Raw genomic sequence first — 19,036 nt, forward strand, 5'->3', positions numbered from 1 at the left:
AGGAGGTCGCCGGATGGACCTGCCGTTCATCGTGGCCACACTGACCAGGCGGGGACTGCTCACCCCCGGGCACCCCGTCCGGGTCGCCTCGCAACTCGCCGCACTGCGCCAGTGGGGCTGGGGCATGGCCGGCGAACTACGGCAGGCCGCCGCCCGCGACCCCGGCCGGGTCGCCGTCGTCGACGAGCACGGCCACGAACTCACCTACCGGGAACTGCTCGACCGGGCCGAACGGCTCGCCCGGTCGATGCGCAGCGTGCTCGGCGTACAGGCCGGGGACCGGGTCGGGCTGCTGTGCCGTAACCACCACGGGCTCATCGAGGGCATCGTCGCCGCCACCCTGCTCGGCGCCGACGCGGTGCTGGTCAACACCGGACTGTCCGCCGCGCAGCTCGCCACCGTCGCCGAGGAGCAACGGCTGCGGGTGCTGGTGCACGACACCGAGTTCGCCGAGCGGGTCCTCGGTGTCCCCGCCGAGGTGCACCGGGTCGACGAACCCGGCCTCGACGCCCTGATCGCCGCCGCGCTCCCCGCCGACCGGCTCACCCCGCCCGCCCACGACGGCCGGACCATCGTGCTGACCTCCGGCACCACCGGCACACCCAAGGGCGCCCGCCGGCCCGTCCCGAACGGCTTCGGCCCGCTGGTGTCCATCATCGACCGCATCCCGCTGCACACCCACGACACCGTGCTGATCGCCGCCCCGATCTTCCACACCTGGGGGTACGCGGCACTCCAGGTCGCCTTCGCGCTGCGCGCCACCATCGTGCTGCACCGCCGGTTCGACCCCGCCGCCACGCTGAACGCGCTCGTGGCGCACCGCTGCCAGGCACTGTTCGCCGTACCGGTGATGGTGCAGCGTCTGCTCGACGTGCCGCCGCCGGACCCGCGACCGGCGCTGACGGTGGTCGCGGTCAGCGGCTCGGCGCTGCCCGGCGGCCTCACCACCCGGTTCATGGACACCTACGGCGACGTCCTCTACAACCTGTACGGCTCGACGGAGGTCTCCTGGGCCGCCATCGCCGGCCCCGCCGAGCTGCGCCAGGCCCCCACCACCGCCGGTCGCCCCCCGCACGGCACCCGCCTGGAGATCGTCGACGACGACGGGAAGCCGGTGCCGGCCGGGCGGGTCGGCCGGATCCTCGTCGGCAACGAGATGCTGTTCGAGGGTTACACATCGGGGGCCCGTCGGGAGACCCACGACGGGCTGCTCGACACCGGCGACCTCGGCCGGGTCAACGCCGACGGACTGCTCTTCGTCGACGGCCGCGCCGACGACATGATCGTCTCCGGCGGGGAGAACGTGTTCCCGTCCGAACTGGAGGACCTGCTCGCCCGGCTGCCGCAGGTCCGCGAGGCGGCCGTGCTCGGCGTGCCGGACCCGCAGTACGGGCAACGGCTGGCCGCGTTCCTCGCCCTGCACCCCGGCGAGACCCTGGACCCGGAGGCGGTACGCGAGTACGTCCGGCGCTACCTGGCCCGGTTCTCCGTCCCCCGGGACGTGATCTTCGTGAAGTACCTGCCCCGCAACGCCACCGGCAAGGTGCTCACCCGGGAACTGCGCCGCTACTACGGCTGATCTTCCCCGGGGTGGTCTCCCCGAGCCGACGATCGGGGTGTGGCGGGGGACTCTCCCCGATGTCGTCGCTCCCCGTCACCGGCAGGCTCGACGCCATGAAGATCATGAATCGACGGGCCGTGCTCGTCGCCACGACACTCGGTGCCCTGCTCGCCGTCGCCGCCCCCTCTCCCGTCTCCGCCCCCTCTCCCGCCTCCGCCGGTGACCGGCGCGGGGCTGCGGGCTGCCGGCCCGGCACCCTCGACCCGACCCCTGTCGCGCAGGCGATAGCCGGGTTACCCGACGCCGACGCCACCAGCGCCCAGGTCCGGATCACCACGCCCGACGGCTGCTGGACCGGCACCACCGGCGTACGGGACCTGCGCAGCCAGGCACCCGTACCGCCGCACGCCCGGTTCCGGGTCGGCAGCGTCACCAAGGCCTTCACCGCGGCCATGGTGCTGCAACTCGTGGCCGAGGGCCGGATCGACCTCGACGCGTCGGTGCAGCGGCTCCTGCCGGGGCTGCTCCCCGCCGGCTACCCGACGGTCAGCGTCCGGCAACTGCTCGACCACACCAGCGGCCTGCCCAGCCCACGAATGCCGGACGGCATCGAGTGGCAGCTCGCCCACCGGTACGACAGGTGGACCCCGCAACAGCTGGTCCGGCTCGGCCTGGACAACCCCCGCGAGTTCGAACCCGGCACGAAGCAGCACTACACCAACATAGGCTACATCGTCGCTGGGATGATCATCGAGAAGGTCACCGGCCACCCGTACGCGACGGAACTGGACCGGCGCATCGCCCGACCGCTCGGCCTCAAGGACACCTACGCACCGGGCGACGACCCGCGCATCCGCGGCCCGCACGCCCACGGCTACCAGGCCGTCGACCGGGACGGCCGGACCGAACTCGTCGACGCCACCACCTGGAGCCAGACCTTCACCCCGGCCTCCGGCAACATCATCTCCAGTCTCACCGACCTGGACACCTTCCTCACCGCGCTGTTCGCCGGCCGGGTGGTGCCACCGGCCCAGCTCGGCACGATGTTCACCCTGCCGGGCGTGCCGGACATCGGCGGCGGGCCGGCCCGCTACAGCGCCGGGCTCACCGCGTTCCCGCTGCCCGACGGCGAAACCCTGTGGATCAAGACCGGTTCCCGGTACGGCTACCTCGCCGGGGTCGCCTCCACCCGGGACGGCCGGTTCCGGGTGGAATACTCGATCACCAGCACCGACGCCAAGGGCGAGGACCTCAGCGCCACCGCCCAACGGGTGATCGCCGCCGCCCTGTCCCTGCTCTGACCGCCGACCCGACGGGGCACGACCCGACCGGGCCGCCACTGCGGGCCGTTGATCGCGGTGGTGGCCGGGCCGGGAGGGTGGCCGCCCGCTCCCGTGTCGTGCCGCGCCCGGCGTCGGGCGGGCGCTGCGGCAGTCGCCCCGGCTGTGGTCAGTCGGGGACGGTGATCCGGCCGTCGATCGCGGTGGCGGCGATGTCGCTGCGGTGGTGCGAGCCGGCCAGCTCGATGCCGCGTACCAGGGCGTAGGCGGCGTCCCGGGCGGCGGTCAGGTCCGGGCCGGTGGCCGTACCGCAGAGGACCCGGCCGCCGGCGGAGAGCAACGCGCCGTCGGCGGCCCGGCGGGCGGTGCCGGCGTGGATGACGCCCGGGTGGTCGGCACCGGTGATCACGTCACCGGTACGTGGAGTCGCCGGGTAACCCTCGGCGGCCACCACCACGGTGACGGCCGCACCGTCCCGCCACCGCAGCGGCGGATGCGCGGCCAGCGTGCCCGTCGCGGCGGCGTGCAGCAGCCCGCCGAGCGGGGTCTCCAGCAGCGCCAGCACGACCTGGGTCTCCGGGTCGCCGAAGCGGGCGTTGAACTCGATCACCCGGGGGCCGGCGGCGGTGAGCGCCAGCCCGACGTAGAGCAGCCCGGCGAACGGGGTGCCCCGGCGGCGCATCTCGGCGAGCGTCGGGTGGACCACGTCGGCCAGCACCTCGTCGACCAGACCCGGCGGTGCCCACGGCAGCGGCGCGTACGCCCCCATGCCGCCGGTGTTCGGGCCGGCGTCGCCGTCGCCGGCCCGCTTGAAGTCCTGCGCCGGCAGCAGCGGCAGGGCTGCCTCACCGTCGGTCACCACGAACAGGGAGACCTCGGGGCCGGAAAGGTACTCCTCGATCACCACCCGACCGCACTCCTGCGCGTGCCGCAGCGCGACGTCCCGGTCGTCGGTGACCACCACGCCCTTGCCGGCGGCCAGCCCGTCGTTCTTCACCACGTACGGCGTGCCGAACTCGTCGAGCGCCCGCCCGACGCTCTCCGCGTCCGTGCAGGTGTACGCGCGGGCGGTCGGCACCCCGGCCGCCGTCATGATCTCCTTGGCGAAGGTCTTGGAGCCCTCCAACCGGGCCGCCGCGGCCGACGGGCCGAAGACGGGGACGCCCTTGGCGCGTACCGCGTCGGCGACCCCCGCGACCAGCGGGGCCTCCGGCCCGATCACCACCAGGTCGGCACCGACCTCCACCGCCAACCCGGCCACCGCGACGGGATCGGCCGGATCGACCTGCCGCAGCTCCGCCACACCCGCGATCCCCGGGTTACCGGGCGCCGCCAGCAGGGCCTCGACCGCCGGGTCCTCGACCAACCCGAGCGCGAGCGCATGCTCCCGCCCGCCACCACCCAGAAGAAGTACGCGCACGGCGACGAATCCTACCCACCACCCCCACCACCCCCCTGCCCTCGCCCCCGCCCCATCCCATCCCGCCCTGCCCGCCCCGCCCCACCCTCGCCCCGTCCCGCCCCGCCCTGCCCCGCTGATCAAGAGGTTTGCGTCACGTTGAAGATCGACTTTGACGCAAACCTCTTGATCAGCTGACGCAAACCTCTTGATCACCGTCCGAGGGGTCAGGGGTCAGGGGTGAGGCGAGGTGGAGTCGGGTTGAGCTGGGGCGGGGCGGTATGCCGGGGCGGGGCGGGGCCGGGCTGTGCCGAGACTGGGCAGAGCGGGATGGGATGGCCGGCGGCGAGCAGAGTGATGAGGCGGGGGGCCGCATCGGGCTGTGCCGAGACTGGGCAGAGCGGGATGGGATGGGGCAATGCCGAGACGGAGCGGTGCCGAGACACGGGGCGGTGCCGGGACGGGGCAGCCGACGGCCTAGGGGCGGGAGCGGGTCAGGGCCATGGCCTGGCGGACGGTGTGCGGGATGTAGTCCGGGCGCAGCGCGTCGGACCAGGTGAACCGGAGCACCCGCCAACCGGCGTTGACCAGGCGGTTCTGCCGGCGGCGGTCGGCGAACAGGGCGTCCGGGGTGCCGTGTGGGCCCGCTCCGTCGGCCTCGGCGATCAACCGCGCCGCCCGCCACCCGAGGTCACCGATGCCGAGCAGGTGACCGTCCCCGTCCCGGACCTCCTGTTGCAGCACGTCGGGCGGGACTCCGCCGTCGACGCAGCGCAGCCGCGACCAGGTCTCCAGCGGTGACTGGGCGCGACCGTCCACCTCGGCGAGGTGGTTGCGGGCCGCCAGGGCACCCCGGCGGCCCCGGACGAGCGCCGGAGCGGTGGCCAGGTCCTCCCGGGTGACGAGCCCCCGGTTCAGTGCCGAGTCGAGCACGGACACCGCCGGGTACCGGTCGAGCCGGAGAATCATGTCCGTCACCGTGCGCAACGGCGAGGTCGTGGGAATGCCGGCCACGTCGACGACGTCGCCCGGGGCCACGGTGAACTGGTGGAGGACGAGCATCGGGTCGGTGTGCCGTTGCGGCCGGGGCCGGTCCACCGGCACCGACACGTGGACGGCGGATCGGCGTGGCCCGGCGATGTCGTGCAGCGCGAGGGCGCTGTCGAGGACGGCGAAGGCTCCGGGGCCGAGGCTCGTCACCGCCGCCCGGATGCGGGCCCGCCGGGTGATCGCGTCCGGTGGCTGCCCGGCGGGGGCGTAGCAGCCACGGGACAGTCGCCTCCACCGCCCGGAGCGGCAGAGTTGCCGGACATGGTGCCGGGTCAGCCCGGCCGCGAGGGCCTGTGACGTGGTGACCATGCCGTCCTGCCCGAGGGCGATCCGACGGAGAATTTCGAGCGGCATCACCCCGCCACCCTCACGCCCCACCCACCCCAACTTCCACCCCTGTGGACAACCCTCGGGTTTCCACAGGTGATCAAGAGGTTTGCGTCATCGGACGGCGAATCCGTGACGCAAACCTCTTGATCACCGGGGCACGGCGGGAGCGGGGCGCGGGAAGCGGGAGAGGGGAGGCGGGGGGTTAGGGGAGGAGGGGGTGGCGGACGACGTTCTCCTCGCGGCCGGGGCCCACGCCCACCACGCTGACCCGGGTGCCGGTGATCTCCTCGATGCGGGCGATGTAGCGGCGGGCGTTCTCCGGCAGCTCGTCCTCGGTGCGCGCCTTGCTGATGTCCTCCCACCAACCGTCGTGCTCTTCGTAGATCGGGGTGGCGTGGTGGAAGTCGGTCTGCGTCATCGGCATGTCGTCGAACCGCTCACCGTTGATCTCGTACCCGACGCAGAGCGGGACCTTGGACAGGCCGGTGAGCACGTCCAGCTTGGTGACGACCAGGTCGGTGACGCCGTTGAGGCGGCACGCGTACCGGGCCACGACGGCGTCGAACCAGCCGCACCGGCGTTCCCGGCCGGTGGTGGTGCCGTACTCGTGGCCGACCTTGCGCAGGTGCTGGCCGTTGTCGTCGAACAGCTCGGTCGGGAACGGGCCCGAACCCACCCGCGTGGTGTACGCCTTGCTCACCGCGATCACCCTGTTGATCGCCGTGGGCGGGATGCCGGCACCCACGCACGCCCCACCGGCCGTCGGGTTCGACGAGGTCACGAAGGGGTACGTGCCGTGGTCCATGTCGAGCATGGTGGCCTGGGCACCCTCCAGCAGCACCGTCTCGCCCCGGTCCAGGGCGTCCCAGAGCATCACCCGGGTCTCCGCGATGTACGGCCGCAGCCGCTCGGCGTACCGCAGGTACTCCTCGACGGTCTCCTCGACGTCGATCGCCTTGCGGTTGTAGACCTTGAACAGCAGCTGGTTCTTCTCGCGCAGCGCGAGTTCCAGCTTCTTGCGCAGGATGCCCGGGTCTAGCAGATCCTGGAGCCGGATGCCCATCCGGGCGACCTTGTCGCCGTACGCCGGGCCGATGCCGCGCCCGGTGGTGCCGATCCGGGCCGAGCCGAGGTAGCGCTCCACCACCCGGTCCAGCGCGCGGTGGTGCGGCATGATCAGGTGCGCGTCGCCGGAGATCCGCAGCCGGGACACGTCCACCCCCCGCTCGGCGAGCCCGTCGATCTCGGCGAGCAGCACCTTCGGGTCGACCACCACCCCGTTGCCGATGACGATCATCGCGCTCGGGGAGAGCGCGCCTGACGGCATCAGGTGCAGCGCGTACTTCTGCCCGTCCGGCGTGATCACCGTGTGGCCGGCGTTGTTGCCGCCGGAGTAGCGCACGACGTAGTCGACCCGCTCACCCAGCAGGTCGGTAACCTTGCCCTTGCCCTCGTCGCCCCACTGAGCACCGATGAGCACGATCGCTGGCATCTTTTCCGCCTCCAGAAGGCTCGGGTGCCAGGTGGCGACCGGTTGGCGAGCCCGGGGTGTCAGGCTAACAAGTAGAAACGGCGTGGCCGGCAGGGGTTCACGTCGCGAGGCAGGAGGCCCGGAGTGTACGACGTGGTGCTGCTCACCCTCGGCTCCGAGCGGGACGCTCCCGGTGGGGGCTGCGGCAGCGGCGACGCCTGCTGCGGCGGTGCTCCCGAGGCCACCGGCAAACCGGCCGCGCCACCGGACGGACAGCGCTGCGAGACGCCGCGCGTACCGGTGCTGGCCTGCGCGGACGCGCTGACCGCGCGGGGTGCCCGGGTGGAGACCGTCGTCGCCCGCTCCGACGCCGAGGTCGACGAGGTGCTGGCCCGGCTGGACGGCCCGGCCCGCCCCGACGGCCTCGCCTGGCCCGACCCGGACAGCAAGACCAGGCTGGTCGTCGCCGTCGCCAGCGACGCCCAGTTGCGCGCCGTCGTGCGTCGGCTCGTCCGCCGGTACGCCCCACCGCCCAGCCGCCGTCCCGCCGAACTGGCCGGCAACCGTACGGTGCCCGACCTGCCGCCGATCGGCGTACTCCCGCTCGATCCGGCCCGGGGTGGCCCGCACCGGGACCTGGCCGCGCAGCTCGGCCTGCCCCGGGACCCGGCGGCGGTGGCGGCGGCCGTGCTCGACGGCGGCGTACGCCGGCTCGACCTGCTGCGCAACGACGGCGGTTCGGTGACCCTGGACGGGGCGCTGCTCGGTGCCGCCGACGAGGCGGGCCGGCCGCTGCACTGGCGGGGTCGGGTGGAGGTGGACGACGCGGTGCTCTCCGACGGCGCGGACCCGATCCTGGCCTGCGCGATCGGCAACGCCGGCGGTTACGCCACCCTCGACTCGCTGCCGCTGCTCACCGCCGGCGACCCGGCCGACGGTCGGGTGGAGGTCGCGGTGGCCGTTCCCGTGCCGACCCGCCCGACGTTGGGTAGGAAGAAGAAGATCCGGTACGAGGTCCGGCGGGCCCGGGGCCGGGCGGTGGCGGTGATCCCCCGGGACGAGCGGGTGCCCTTCCTCGACGACGGGGTCGAGGGTGAGCTGAGCCGCAAGCGGTCCTGGTGGACCGAGCCCGGGGCCTGGGCGGTCTTCACCGGCTGACCGTTCCCCACATCCGTCACCCGGCGTAACGGGAACGGGACGGCCTATCCTCGGCGGGAGGAGTGGGGAGGATCCGTGGTGGACGACAACGCCGACCGGGCCGGACAGCCCGGCCAGCAGCCGGGGCCGGAGCGGGACATCGAACCACTCTGGCCGCCCGACCCCCCGGTGCCGCACTGGGCCGCCGAGCCCACGCCGGTCTACCCGCCGACGGCGTACCCGTCGCTCGCGGCGGAGGTCGCGCCCCTGCCGCCCGACGGCGGCTGGGCCCCGCCCGGTGACGGCTGGGTGCCCGACCTGCCCGAGCCGACCCCGTCGACCCAACTTCCCCCGAGGTACGACGACTCCCCGAGGTACGACGACTCCCCCGGCTACGACCCGCCACCCGGCTACGCCCCTCCCGGGTACGCCGCCCCGGCGGATCGTGGCGGTGCGGGCCGGGCGACCGCACCGGCCGGTGGAACGGGGCCGGGCCGGACCGGGCGGGTGGATCTCGACCTGCCCTTCACGTTGGACCCGTCGCTCGCCGGGCCACCGGCACCACCGGCCTCCGTCGCTCCGCCGCCCGGACCTCCCACGGCTGCTGCGCCGGCCGGGCCCGGGCCGCTGACTCCGGCTGCCCCGCCCGCCGGGCCAGGACCGTCGATGTCGGCTGCGCCGACGCCCCCGCCGAACAGTCCGTCCCATCCCGCCCCACCATCCCCTCCGCGCAACGGGAGCGTCGTGGCCCACGGAGATGACCCGACCGAGTTGAATCCTGGAAGGTTCGGGCCGCCGGCGGGGCCGAGATCCTCCAAGATCCAGGAGGCCGAACCGGCGGTCGTGGCGGCAGTGCCGGCACAGTCCACGGGGCGGGGCGAGTCGCCCTGGGCGTTGCCGCCCCAGCGGCTCTCCACCGGGATCGACGAGCCCGACCGGGCCACCGGTCCGACCACCACACCGCCGCCCGTCGCCGGTTCCGGTGTCCCCGGCGGGTTCCGGGCCGCCACCGGGGACGCCGGCCCGGAGCAACCGGCAGCGGGCTGGCCCGAACCGGGCGAACCGACGCCACCGGGCCGGCCCGAGCCGACCGCAGCCGGACCGGCCGTCCCCGGGTTCGATCCGCCCGGAACCGGGGCGGCAGTTCCCGCTCCGCTCCGACCGGAGTCGACGGACCGCGAGGGACCCGGCCTGCCCGACCAGCCGGCACCCGACCTGCCCGAGCCGTCAGGGTCCGGCCTGCCCGAGCCGTCAGGGTCCGGTCCCGCGCTGCCGGAGCCACCGGTACCCGGGCTGCCGCTACCCGGCTCGTCGGCACCGGGCCTCGCACGGCTCGATTCGCCGGCAGCGGGGCTGCCGCTACCCGGGCCGCAGGAACCCGGCCTGCCGGTTCACGGGTACCCGGTACCCGGACAGCAACCCGGACCGGGACAGCCGGCCGCCGGATCGCCGCAGCAGCCGGCACAACAGGCCGGACCACAGCAGGCAGCGGGGCAGTCGGCTCCGGGACCGCAACCGGCAGCGGAACAGCCCGCACCGGCGCAGCAGGTGACCGGCGGGTGGTACCGGCCGTCCTGGCCGGAGCCGTCGACCTCCGGCGGGACGCCTCCGGCGTCCCCACCCGCGCCGGTCTATCCCGATCCGCTCACCTCGGTCGGCTACCCCGAGATGGGGTGGTCGCCGGAGAGCGGGATCGCCCCGACCGCCGAGGACTTCGCCCGCCGCCGGCAGATCCGGCCGGCCGAGCCGATCGCCACGATGGGCGTCCGGGCCATGGTCAACAGGATCGGCCTGGTGAAGCTCCCCCCGGGGCAGCACGAGCAGGAGGTGAAGCGGGACATCGAGATGGTGCGCCGCAACTTCGGCGGGCTGCGCCAGGTGACCGTGGTCAATCCCAAGGGCGGCGCCGGCAAGACGGTGGCCATCCTGCTGCTCGCGATGACCTTCGGGCAGAAGCGCGGGGGTTACGTGCTGGCCTGGGACAACAACGAGACCCAGGGCACCCTGGGGATGCGGGCGCAGCAGGACTTCCACTCCCGTACGGTGCGCGACATGCTGCGGGACCTCGGGCAGTTCCAGGGGCCGCACGGCCGGATCGGCGACCTGTCGCAGTACGTCCGCTCGCAGGGCGAGGGGATGTTCGACGTGCTCGCCTCGGACGAGTCGGCCACCGGGGGCGAGATGCTGACGGCGGCGGCGTTCGCCGAGATCCGCGAGGTGGTGAGCCGGTTCTACAAGTTGATCTTCGTGGACACCGGGAACAACGTCCGGGCGCAGAACTGGCAGGCCGCGATGGACGCCACCGACCAGTTGGTGGTCACCATGTCGGCCCGTAACGACTCGGCGGAGACGGCCGCCCGGATGCTCGACCACCTGGAGCAGAGCGGCCGGCACCGGCTGGTCCGGCAGGCGGTGACGGTGGTGTCGATGCCCCCGTCACGCAAGGAGATCGACCTGCCGGCCATCCAGGAGCACTTCGCCGCCCGGACGAGGGCGGTGCTGCTCGCGCCGTACGAGCGGCTGATCGACACCGGCGAGCCGATCCGGTACGGCGGGCTCTCCTCGGCCACCCGGGACGCCTGGCTGAAGATCGCGGCAGCGGTGGCCGAGGGCCTCTGACCCCGGTCGGCCGGTCCGCCCCGACGACCGTCGGGGCGGACCGGAGACGGGTCGGTCAGGCGCTGGCGAGGGCGTCCCCGGCGGCCGGGTCGCAGTCGCGGAGGAACTGGGCACACCGGGCGGCCTCGTCCGCCTCGCCGATCTCCCCGGCGGCCCGGGACAGGACGTAGAGGCAGCGCAGGAAGCCCTGGTTCGGGGTGTGCGACCAGGGGACCGGGCCGTGCCCCTTCCAGCCGCTGCGCCGCAGCTGGTCCAGGCCCCGGTGGTAGCCGGTGCGGGCGTACGCGTACGCCGCGACCACCTGGCCGCCGTCCAGGGCCCGGGTGGCCAGCGCCGCCCAGGCCGCACTGTGCGTCGGGAAGCGGGCCGCGACCTCGGCGTACGCCTCGTCGGTGCCCTGCTCTGCGGCAGCGGCCAACGCGGCGTCCGCGTCGTCGTGCGCGGGCAGGAGAGTGGCCGGAGGCTCAGGCAACAGGTTCTGCATCGCCCCATTCAACCCGCTTCGCCCTGCGGGGCGCGAGGGGGTCGGGTGGGTACGCTGGCTGAACGGTGGAGGTCTACGTCACGTCGGGGACCCCACCGGGTGAACCCTCGGCCCCGTCGGGTGAACCCTCGGCCCTGTGGGGTGAACCCTCGGCCGACCGTACCGGCCCTGCGGCCCATGCCACCCGAAGATATTTTCCACTACAACTATTGGTCCGGAGCCTCCCCAGGACCCGGTTACGCAGGAGCCCGGCGACCTCGGTCGCCGGGCTCCTGTCGTCGGTACCCCTGCCCCGGTGCGCGGTGGCGGGGTGGGGGCAGGATGGCGGGGTGCCCACCCCACCTCCGGCGGACGTCATCGCGCCGCACGACACCAGTCATGACGAGATCGAGACCCGTGCCGAGTTCGACAGGCACCTGGCCGCCGACAGCCTCGCCGGGCTGACCGTGCAGGGGCTCCGCCTCGATCTCGACCCGGTCCCCGACCTGACCGCCACCGACGTGGCCGGCACGCTCTTCGTCGGCTGCCGGTTCGCCGGCCGGGAGGTCGGCGCGGACCTGGTCCGGCGCGGCGCGAACGTGGTGCCGCCCTTCTCCGGCCTGCCGTACCCGACCCAGCCGGCCCACCTCTACACCCCGACCGACCTGGCCGAGGGGTTCGCCACCGCCGGGTTCGCCGGGATGTACGACACCCGGGTCTACGACCACTTCCGCGCCCACGGTGGCGCCCTGCCTGACGTGAAGGAGGCGCTCGGCCAGCGGTTGCACGACCACGGCGTGGACAACGCCCTGGCCGACGCGACCCGGACCTGGCTCGCCACCCACGGTCCGCAGTCGGTGGTGGGCGTGATGGGCGGGCACGCGGTCCAGCGCGGCAGTGTGCCGTACCGGATGGCGGCGGTGCTGGGCTGGGAGCTGGCGCGGGCCGACCGGCTGGTGGTGACCGGCGGCGGCCCCGGGGTGATGGAGGCGGCCAACCTGGGCGCGTTCCTGTCGGCCTGGCCGGCGCAGGAGCTGAACACGGCGATCGACCTGCTGGCGGTGGCCCCCGACTTCACCGACCACGACCGCTACACGGCCGCCGCGCTGGCCGTGCGGGACCGCTACGCGGCGACCGTGCCGCAGCAGCGCGGTCCCGGGGTGGACTGGGCCCGTTCCGGCGGGCTGGCCATCCCCACCTGGCTGTACGGGCACGAACCGGCGAACCTGTTCGCCGGGCGGATCGCCAAGTACTTCTCCAACGCCATCCGGGAGGACACCATCCTGCGGCTGGCCCGGGGCGGGATCGTCTTCGCGCCCGGCCGGGCCGGCACCGTGCAGGAGGTGTTCCAGGCGGCCACGAAGACGTACTACGGCACGGACGGGGCGAGCGGGGCGTACGTCTTCCTCGACCAGGCGTACTGGACCCGGGAGCTGCCGATCGAGTCGTTGCTGCGGCCGTTGTTCGCCGGGTCGCCCTTCGGTGACCTGTCCGGCAGCATCCACCTCACCGACGACGTACGGGAGGCCGTCCGGGTGCTCACCGCGACCGCCTGACGTCCGGCGGGGCCGGTCGGGACCCGAGACGGCGACGGCCGGCACCCCGGGTGGGGAGCCGGCCGTCGACGGGGTACGTCAGGGTCACTTCATCCGGGTGCCGGTGGAGCGCAGGTGCTCGCACGCCTCGACGACCCGGGCGGCGAGACCGGCCTCGGCCAGCTTGCCCCAGGCACGCGGGTCGTACTGCTTCTTGTTGCCGACCTCGCCGTCGATCTTGAGGACGCCGTCGTAGTTGCGGAGCATGTGGTCCGCGACGGGCCGGGTGAAGGCGTACTGGGTGTCGGTGTCGATGTTCATCTTCACCACGCCGTAGTCGAGCGCCTCCCGGATCTCCTCCAGCAGCGAGCCGGAGCCGCCGTGGAAGACCAGGCTGAGCGGCTTGTCCTTGCCGTACTTGGCGCCGACCGCCTCCTGGATCTGGTTGAGGATCTCCGGCCGGAGCTTGACGTTGCCCGGCTTGTAGACGCCGTGCACGTTGCCGAAGGTCAGCGCCGCCATGTAGCGGCCCTTCTCGCCCAGGCCGAGCGCCTCGACCATGGCCAGACCGTCCTCGACGGTGGTGTAGAGCTTGTCGTTGATGGCGTTCTCGACGCCGTCCTCCTCGCCACCGACGACGCCGACCTCGATCTCCAGGACGATCTTGCCCTTGGCGGCCTCGTCGAGGAGCTGGGCGGCGATCTGCAGGTTCTCCGCCACCGGCACGGCCGAGCCGTCCCACATGTGCGACTGGAACAGCGGCTCCTGGCCGCCCTTCACCCGCTCCTGGGAGATGGCCATCAGCGGCCGGACGAACCCGTCCAGCTTGTCCTTCGGGCAGTGGTCGGTGTGCAGCGCGATGTTGACCGGGTACTTCTTGGCCACCTCGTGCGCGTACGCGGCGAACGCCACCGCGCCGGTCACCATGTCCTTGACCGACGGGCCGGACAGGTACTCCGCGCCACCGGTGGACACCTGGATGATGCCGTCGCTCTCCGCGTCGGCGAAGCCCTTCAGCGCCGCGTTCAGGGTCTGCGACGAGGTCACGTTGATCGCGGGGTACGCGTACCGGCCGGCCTTGGCCCGGTCCAGCATCTCCGCGTAAGCCTCGGGGGAAGCGATGGGCATGTGAAACGCTCCTTACTTACCGCTCTCGGCCGCGCTGGCCGCTGTCTTCCATCGGTGCGCCGGACCGCGCTGTCCACCGTCGGCAGTATCCCGTAGGAGGCGTCGGCGGACACAACCGCCCCGGTGACCGTCCACCGCCCGGCCTCACCGGGCCTCCCGGCCGTCCGGCACGGCGACGCTGATCAGCCAGGTCACCACGGCCATCACGATGGCCCCCCAGAAGGCCGGCCAGAAACCGTCCACCCGGAACGACAGGTCGACCGCGCGCGCGATCCGGTCGGTCAGCAGGAACAGCAGGGCGTTCACCACCAGCGCGAACAGCCCGAGGGTGAGCAGGTAGAACACGCAACCGACCACCTTGATCACCGGTTTGAGCACCGCGTTGACCACGCCGAAGATCAGCGCCACCAGCAGCAGGGTGAACGCGGTGTTCGCGCCGTTGCGCCCGGAGACGTCGACCCCCGGCACGATCAGCGTGGTGACCCACAGCGCGATCGCCGTGATCACCAACCGGATCAGGAAGCCCACCGATCCATCCTGACACCGCCCGGCGTCGCCGGTGGGACGTTCCCGCGTTCCCGCGCCCACCGGGCGACCTCCGCCCCCAGCCCGTACGGTGGGGTGGACAGGCCGCCGCAGCCAGGGAGGGACGATGGGTCAGCCCGACGAGGACTTCACCCCGAGCGACCACCTCGACCCGCAGGAACGCGACCTAGAGGCCGAGCCGGCCGACGCGGTCGAGCAGGCCGCCGTGATCGGCCCGGACGAGACCGACGCCGAGCCGCACCGGGGCCTGGAGGTCGCCGACTGGGACGCCATGGAGCAGGCCCGGGTGGTCACCGCCGACGAGGACGACTACCGCTGACGGTGCGGGTCCGGCCGGCCGGACAGGGCTGAGAGCAGCCCGCGGCCGGGAGAAGGACGAGCGGTACCGACGGCACCGGGTGCCGGGAAATGAGGACGACGCCGGATCGGCCGCGCTGGGATCATGGGCGCGTGCTGCTCACCCTGACCACCACCCACCAGCCGGCGACGGATCTCGGTTTCCTGCTGGTCAAGCACCCCGACCGGGTGCAGGAGTTCGACCTGCCGGCGGGCACCGCGCACGTCTTCTACCCGGAGGCGACGGAGCAGCGGTGCACGGCCGCCCTGCTGGTCGAGGTCGATCCGCAGCGCCTCGGGGTGGGGCGGCGGCGGGCGGCGTCCACCCCGGAGAGTTTCACCCTCGGGCAGTACGTCAACGACCGTGCCTACGCCGCGTCGAGCCTGCTGTCCTCCGCGCTGTCCACGGTGTTCCGTTCCGCGCTGCGCGGGGTGTCCCGGGACCGTCCGGAGCTGGCCGGCACGGCGATCCCGCTGAGCATCCGGGTACCGGTGCTGCGCTGCCGGGGCGGTGCGGAGCTGGCGGTACGGCTGTTCGCCCCGCTCGGCTGGGCGGTGGCCGCAGCCCCGCTCCCGCTCGACGAGCAGCACCCCGAATGGGGTGACAGCCGGTACGTCGACCTCTGCCTGACCGGCACGGTCCGGCTCGCCGACGCCCTCAACCACCTGTACGTCCTGCTGCCGGTGCTGGACGACGCGAAGCACTACTGGGTCGCCCCGGACGAAATCGACAAGCTGCTGCGGGCCGGGGCGGGCTGGCTGGCCGACCACCCCGAGCGGGCGTTGATCACCCGTCGTTACCTGGCGCACCGCCGGGCGTTGGCCGGGCGGGCGATGGCCCGGCTGGCCGAGTTGCGGCTGGCCGACGTACCCGTGCCGGACGACAGTGTCGACGAGGCCACCGGCCCGGCTGTCGCCGACCCCCGGCGGGCGTCCCTGGCGGTGCGGCGACGTGCGGCGGTGCTCGCCGCGCTGGCGGCCAGCGGCGCGAGCCGGGTGGTGGACCTGGGTTGTGGCGGTGGCGCGCTGCTCACCGCGTTGCTCGCCGACCGGCGTTACACCGAGGTGGTGGGCGTGGACGTCTCTGCCCAGGCGCTGACCGTGGCCGCCCGCCGGCTGCGGCTGGACCGGCTGCCCCAGCGGCAGCAGGACCGGGTCCGGCTGTGGCAGTCGGCGTTGACCTACCGGGACGACCGGTTGCGCGGCTATGACGCGGCGGTGCTGATGGAGGTCGTCGAGCACCTGGACCCGGCCCGGCTGCCCGCGTTGGAGGACGCCGTGCTGGGTCACGCCCGGCCGGGCACGCTCGTGGTGACCACCCCGAACGCGGAGTACAACGTGCGGTACGAGGGGCTGCCGGCGGGCCGGTTCCGGCATCCCGACCACCGGTTCGAGTGGACCCGTGCCGAGTTCGCCGCGTGGGTCGACCGGGTGGCCGCCGAGCACGGCTACACGGCCACGATCAGCGGGGTCGGCGACCCCGACCCCGAGCTGGGCCACCCCACCCAGCTCGCCGTCCTCACCGCCGTGGCCAGCCGGGAGGCGACCCGATGAGCATCCTCGACATTCCCGAACTGGCCCTGGTGGCGCTGGTCGGCGTCTCCGGTTCGGGAAAGTCCACCTTCGCGGCGCGGCACTTCGCGCCGAGTCAGGTGCTCGCCTCGGACGCGTTCCGGGCGATGGTCGCCGACGACGAGAACGACCAGTCCGCCTCCGCCGACGCGTTCGGGGCGCTGCACCACGTGGCGGGGGTCCGGCTGCGGCGGGGTCGGCTGACCGTGGTCGACGCGACGAACCTCCAGCCGCACGCCCGCGCCGGGCTGGTCAGGGTGGCCCGCGAGCATGACGTGCTGCCGGTGGCGATCGTGCTGGACGTGCCGGAGGCGGTGGCCTGGGAACGGACCCAGGCCCGCGCCGACCGGACGCACGGCCGGCAGGTGCTGGCCCGGATGCAGCGTGACCTGGGCCGGTCGTCCGGGCAGTTGGACCGGGAGGGGTTCCGCAGGGTGCACGTGCTGCGCGGGGTCGAGGAGATCGACGCCGCGCGGGTCCGGCTGGAGAAGCTGTACAACGACCGGCGGGAGCTGACCGGGCCGTTCGACATCGTCGGTGACGTGCACGGGTGCCGGGCGGAGTTGGAGGCGCTGCTGACGCGGCTGGGCTTCGTGCTGCACCGCGACGACGCGGGTCGCCCGGTGGACGCGGTCCACCCGGCTGGTCGTACCGCCGTATTCGTGGGTGACCTGGTGGACCGCGGCCCGGACTCCCCCGGCGTGCTGCGCCTGGTGATGGGCATGGTGGCGGCCGGGCACGCGATCTGCGTGCCGGGCAACCACGAGCACAAGCTGCTGCGCAAGCTGCGGGGCCAGGACGTCAGGCTCACCCACGGCCTGGCCGAGACGATGGACCAGCTCGCCGCCGAGGACCCGACGTTCGTGGCCGGGGTGGCGACCTTCATCGACGGCCTGGTCAGCCACTTCGTGCTGGACGGCGGCCGGCTGGTGGTGGCGCACGCCGGCCTGAAGGAGGCCTACCACGGCCGCGCGTCGGGCCGGGTCCGCTCGTTCGCGCTCTGGGGCGAGACCACCGGCGAGACCGACGAGTACGGCCTGCCGGTGCGCTACCCGTGGGCGCGCGACTACCGGGGTGCGGCGACTGTCGTGTACGGGCACACCCCGACCCCGACCCCGGAATGGGTCAACAACACGATCTGCGTCGACACCGGTTGCGTCTTCGGCGGGAGGCTCACCGCGCTGCGCTACCCCGAGCGGGAGCTGGTGGCGGTCGACGCCCAGCGGGAGTGGTACGCCCCGGCCCGGCCGCTGTTCACCCCGACCCGCCCGGACACGGTGCTCGATCTGGCCGACGTGACCGGGCGGCGGCACCTGGAGCACGCCTACGGGACGCTGACCGTGCCGGCGGAGAACGCCGCCGCCGCGCTGGAGGTGATGAGCCGGTTCGCGGTGGACCCGGGTCGGCTGGTCTGGTTGCCGCCGACGATGGCGCCCTGCTCGACGTCGACCGTGCCGGGGTTCCTGGAGCACCCGACGCAGGCGTTCGAGGATTACCGGTCGGCCGGCGTGCAGCGGGTGGTGTGCGAGGAGAAGCACATGGGTTCCCGGGCGGTGGTGCTGGTCGAGCGGGAACCCGGCCGGTTCGGCGGTGGGGTGGTGCACACCCGTACCGGTCGGCCGTTCTTCGGCCCGCCGCTGGACGGGGAGCTGCTGGACCGGGTCCGGGCGGCGGTCGGCGCGGCCGGCTTGTGGGACGAGCTGGGCACCGACCGGCTGCTGCTGGACTGTGAGCTGCTGCCCTGGTCGGCGAAGGCGGCCGGGCTGATCCGCGAGCAGTACGCCGGGGTCGGGGCGGCCGGACGGGCGGCGCTGCCGGCGGCTCTCGCCGCGCTGGACTCGGCGGCGGCCCGGGGACTGCCGGTGGCCGCGCTGCGGGACCGGATGGCGGCCCGGCAGGCGGAGGTCGACGGCTACTCGGCGGCCTACCGCGCGTACGTGGCACCCACCGAGGGGTTGCGCGGGGTGACCCTGGCACCGTTCGCGGTGCTCGCCGGGGCGACGGTGACCTTCACCGACCGGGACCACGGGTGGCACCTGTCGTTGGCCGACCGGCTCTGCGCGGCCGACCCGGAGTTCTTCACGCCGACCCGACGGCAGGTGGTGGAGCTGGACGACGAGGCTGCGGTGGCGGCGGCCATCGGATGGTGGTCGACGCTGACCGCAGCCGGTGGCGAGGGGATGGTGGTCAAGCCGTACGCCGGTCCGGCCGCCCGGTCGGCGCGCGGTTCGCTGCTCCAGCCGGGGATCAAGTGCCGGGGCCGGGAGTACCTGCGGATCATCTACGGTCCGGGCTACACCGATCCGGCGCAGCTCACCGCGCTGCGTCGCCGTTCGCTGGGGCGCAAGCGGGGCCTGGCGCTGCGCGAGCACGCGCTCGGTCTGGCCGCCCTGGACGCCTACGTCGCCGATGCGCCGCTGTGGCGTCGGCACGAGCTGGTCTTCGCGATCCTCGCCTGCGAGTCGGAGCCGGTCGACCCCCGGCTCTGACCGCCCCTCCCCTGGCGGGACGGGCGGGCGGGGTGGGCCTTCGGGGTGAATCCGTCGGCTGTTCGGCCCATTCTGCCGCCGCCCGTCGGCGTGGGGCGCCCGGCCGGGGACGAACTCCTT

The 19,036-nt window shown here is 73.7% G+C and carries 14 protein-coding genes; 8 read left to right on the plus strand and 6 right to left on the minus strand.

The genetic code is table 11. The features are described 5' to 3' along the window. Positions 1–13: 13 nt before the first annotated feature. Positions 14–1,579: an AMP-binding protein gene (locus tag ACN265_RS30365; RefSeq protein ID WP_421410812.1), complete on the plus strand. Its 1,566-nt coding sequence runs from the start codon at positions 14–16 to the stop codon at positions 1,577–1,579. Between the two features lie 59 nt (positions 1,580–1,638). Next, entirely contained in the window at positions 1,639–2,862 is a 1,224-nt protein-coding gene (locus ACN265_RS30370) for a serine hydrolase domain-containing protein (protein ID WP_421410813.1), read from the plus strand. A 148-nt stretch (positions 2,863–3,010) separates the two neighbouring features. On the opposite strand, the gene purD is transcribed toward ACN265_RS30370, so the two are convergent. The 3 genes from purD to ACN265_RS30385 form a co-directional block, all read right to left on the minus strand. After that, positions 3,011–4,261 (minus strand): phosphoribosylamine--glycine ligase, encoded by a 1,251-nt coding sequence (gene purD / locus ACN265_RS30375; protein WP_421410814.1) that lies wholly within the window; start codon positions 4,259–4,261, stop codon positions 3,011–3,013. A 456-nt stretch (positions 4,262–4,717) separates the two neighbouring features. Next, complete coding sequence (locus ACN265_RS30380) at positions 4,718–5,644, minus strand: type IV toxin-antitoxin system AbiEi family antitoxin domain-containing protein (RefSeq protein WP_421410815.1); 927 nt, start codon at positions 5,642–5,644, stop codon at positions 4,718–4,720. A gap of 178 nt (positions 5,645–5,822) precedes the next feature. Continuing rightward, entirely contained in the window at positions 5,823–7,112 is a 1,290-nt protein-coding gene (locus tag ACN265_RS30385; protein WP_204928463.1) for an adenylosuccinate synthase, read from the minus strand. A gap of 123 nt (positions 7,113–7,235) precedes the next feature. On the opposite strand from ACN265_RS30385, the gene ACN265_RS30390 reads away from it, so the two are divergent. Both ACN265_RS30390 and ACN265_RS30395 read left to right on the plus strand, forming a co-directional pair. Next, positions 7,236–8,249: a hypothetical protein gene (locus tag ACN265_RS30390; RefSeq protein WP_421410816.1), complete on the plus strand. Its 1,014-nt coding sequence runs from the start codon at positions 7,236–7,238 to the stop codon at positions 8,247–8,249. A gap of 75 nt (positions 8,250–8,324) precedes the next feature. Continuing rightward, positions 8,325–10,847 (plus strand): chromosome partitioning protein, encoded by a 2,523-nt coding sequence (locus ACN265_RS30395; protein WP_421410817.1) that lies wholly within the window; start codon positions 8,325–8,327, stop codon positions 10,845–10,847. Positions 10,848–10,902: 55 nt separating this feature from the next. Here ACN265_RS30395 and ACN265_RS30400 read toward each other — a convergent pair whose 3' ends face one another. Next, on the minus strand, positions 10,903–11,331 hold the full coding sequence (locus tag ACN265_RS30400) for a DUF3151 domain-containing protein (protein WP_363649870.1): 429 nt from the start codon (positions 11,329–11,331) through the stop codon (positions 10,903–10,905). Positions 11,332–11,660: 329 nt separating this feature from the next. On the opposite strand from ACN265_RS30400, the gene ACN265_RS30405 reads away from it, so the two are divergent. Then, a complete protein-coding gene (locus tag ACN265_RS30405) occupies positions 11,661–12,866 on the plus strand; it encodes an LOG family protein (protein WP_421410818.1) in 1,206 nt (401 codons plus the stop codon). A gap of 84 nt (positions 12,867–12,950) precedes the next feature. Here the strand turns inward: ACN265_RS30405 and fbaA are convergent, their stop codons facing one another. Continuing rightward, on the minus strand, positions 12,951–13,973 hold the full coding sequence (fbaA, locus tag ACN265_RS30410; RefSeq protein ID WP_204928467.1) for a class II fructose-bisphosphate aldolase: 1,023 nt from the start codon (positions 13,971–13,973) through the stop codon (positions 12,951–12,953). A 144-nt stretch (positions 13,974–14,117) separates the two neighbouring features. Next, the gene (locus tag ACN265_RS30415; protein ID WP_204928468.1) at positions 14,118–14,501 is read right to left on the minus strand and encodes a phage holin family protein; all 384 of its coding nucleotides are present in this window, start codon (positions 14,499–14,501) and stop codon (positions 14,118–14,120) included. 124 nt (positions 14,502–14,625) lie between these two features. On the opposite strand from ACN265_RS30415, the gene ACN265_RS30420 reads away from it, so the two are divergent. From ACN265_RS30420 to ACN265_RS30430, 3 genes are all read left to right on the plus strand, one after another. Next, positions 14,626–14,838, plus strand: coding sequence for a hypothetical protein (locus tag ACN265_RS30420; RefSeq protein WP_204928469.1), 213 nt, complete (start codon positions 14,626–14,628; stop codon positions 14,836–14,838). A gap of 131 nt (positions 14,839–14,969) precedes the next feature. Further along, positions 14,970–16,409 carry a 3' terminal RNA ribose 2'-O-methyltransferase Hen1 gene (locus ACN265_RS30425; RefSeq protein WP_421410819.1) on the plus strand — a complete coding sequence of 480 codons (1,440 nt, stop codon included), beginning with the start codon at positions 14,970–14,972 and terminating at the stop codon, positions 16,407–16,409. Next, the gene (locus tag ACN265_RS30430) at positions 16,406–18,916 is read left to right on the plus strand and encodes a polynucleotide kinase-phosphatase (protein WP_421410820.1); all 2,511 of its coding nucleotides are present in this window, start codon (positions 16,406–16,408) and stop codon (positions 18,914–18,916) included. Before ACN265_RS30425 ends, ACN265_RS30430 begins: the two co-directional genes overlap by 4 nt. Positions 18,917–19,036: the final 120 nt, after the last annotated feature.

The sequence above is a fragment of the Micromonospora sp. WMMD730 genome, assembly GCF_049178955.1.
Lineage (GTDB): Bacteria > Actinomycetota > Actinomycetes > Mycobacteriales > Micromonosporaceae > Micromonospora > Micromonospora wenchangensis.

What these genes read in the sequence shown, in the direction of transcription:
- ACN265_RS30365 (WP_421410812.1), top strand. Translation starts at nt 14, where the DNA reads ATGGACCTGCCGTTCATCGTGGCCACACTGACCAGGCGGGGACTGCTC.
- ACN265_RS30370 (WP_421410813.1), top strand. Translation starts at nt 1,639, where the DNA reads ATGTCGTCGCTCCCCGTCACCGGCAGGCTCGACGCCATGAAGATCATG.
- ACN265_RS30380 (WP_421410815.1), bottom strand. Translation starts at nt 5,644, where the DNA reads ATGCCGCTCGAAATTCTCCGTCGGATCGCCCTCGGGCAGGACGGCATG.
- ACN265_RS30385 (WP_204928463.1), bottom strand. Translation starts at nt 7,112, where the DNA reads ATGCCAGCGATCGTGCTCATCGGTGCTCAGTGGGGCGACGAGGGCAAG.
- ACN265_RS30400 (WP_363649870.1), bottom strand. Translation starts at nt 11,331, where the DNA reads ATGCAGAACCTGTTGCCTGAGCCTCCGGCCACTCTCCTGCCCGCGCAC.
- fbaA (WP_204928467.1), bottom strand. Translation starts at nt 13,973, where the DNA reads ATGCCCATCGCTTCCCCCGAGGCTTACGCGGAGATGCTGGACCGGGCC.
- ACN265_RS30420 (WP_204928469.1), top strand. Translation starts at nt 14,626, where the DNA reads ATGGGTCAGCCCGACGAGGACTTCACCCCGAGCGACCACCTCGACCCG.
- ACN265_RS30430 (WP_421410820.1), top strand. Translation starts at nt 16,406, where the DNA reads ATGAGCATCCTCGACATTCCCGAACTGGCCCTGGTGGCGCTGGTCGGC.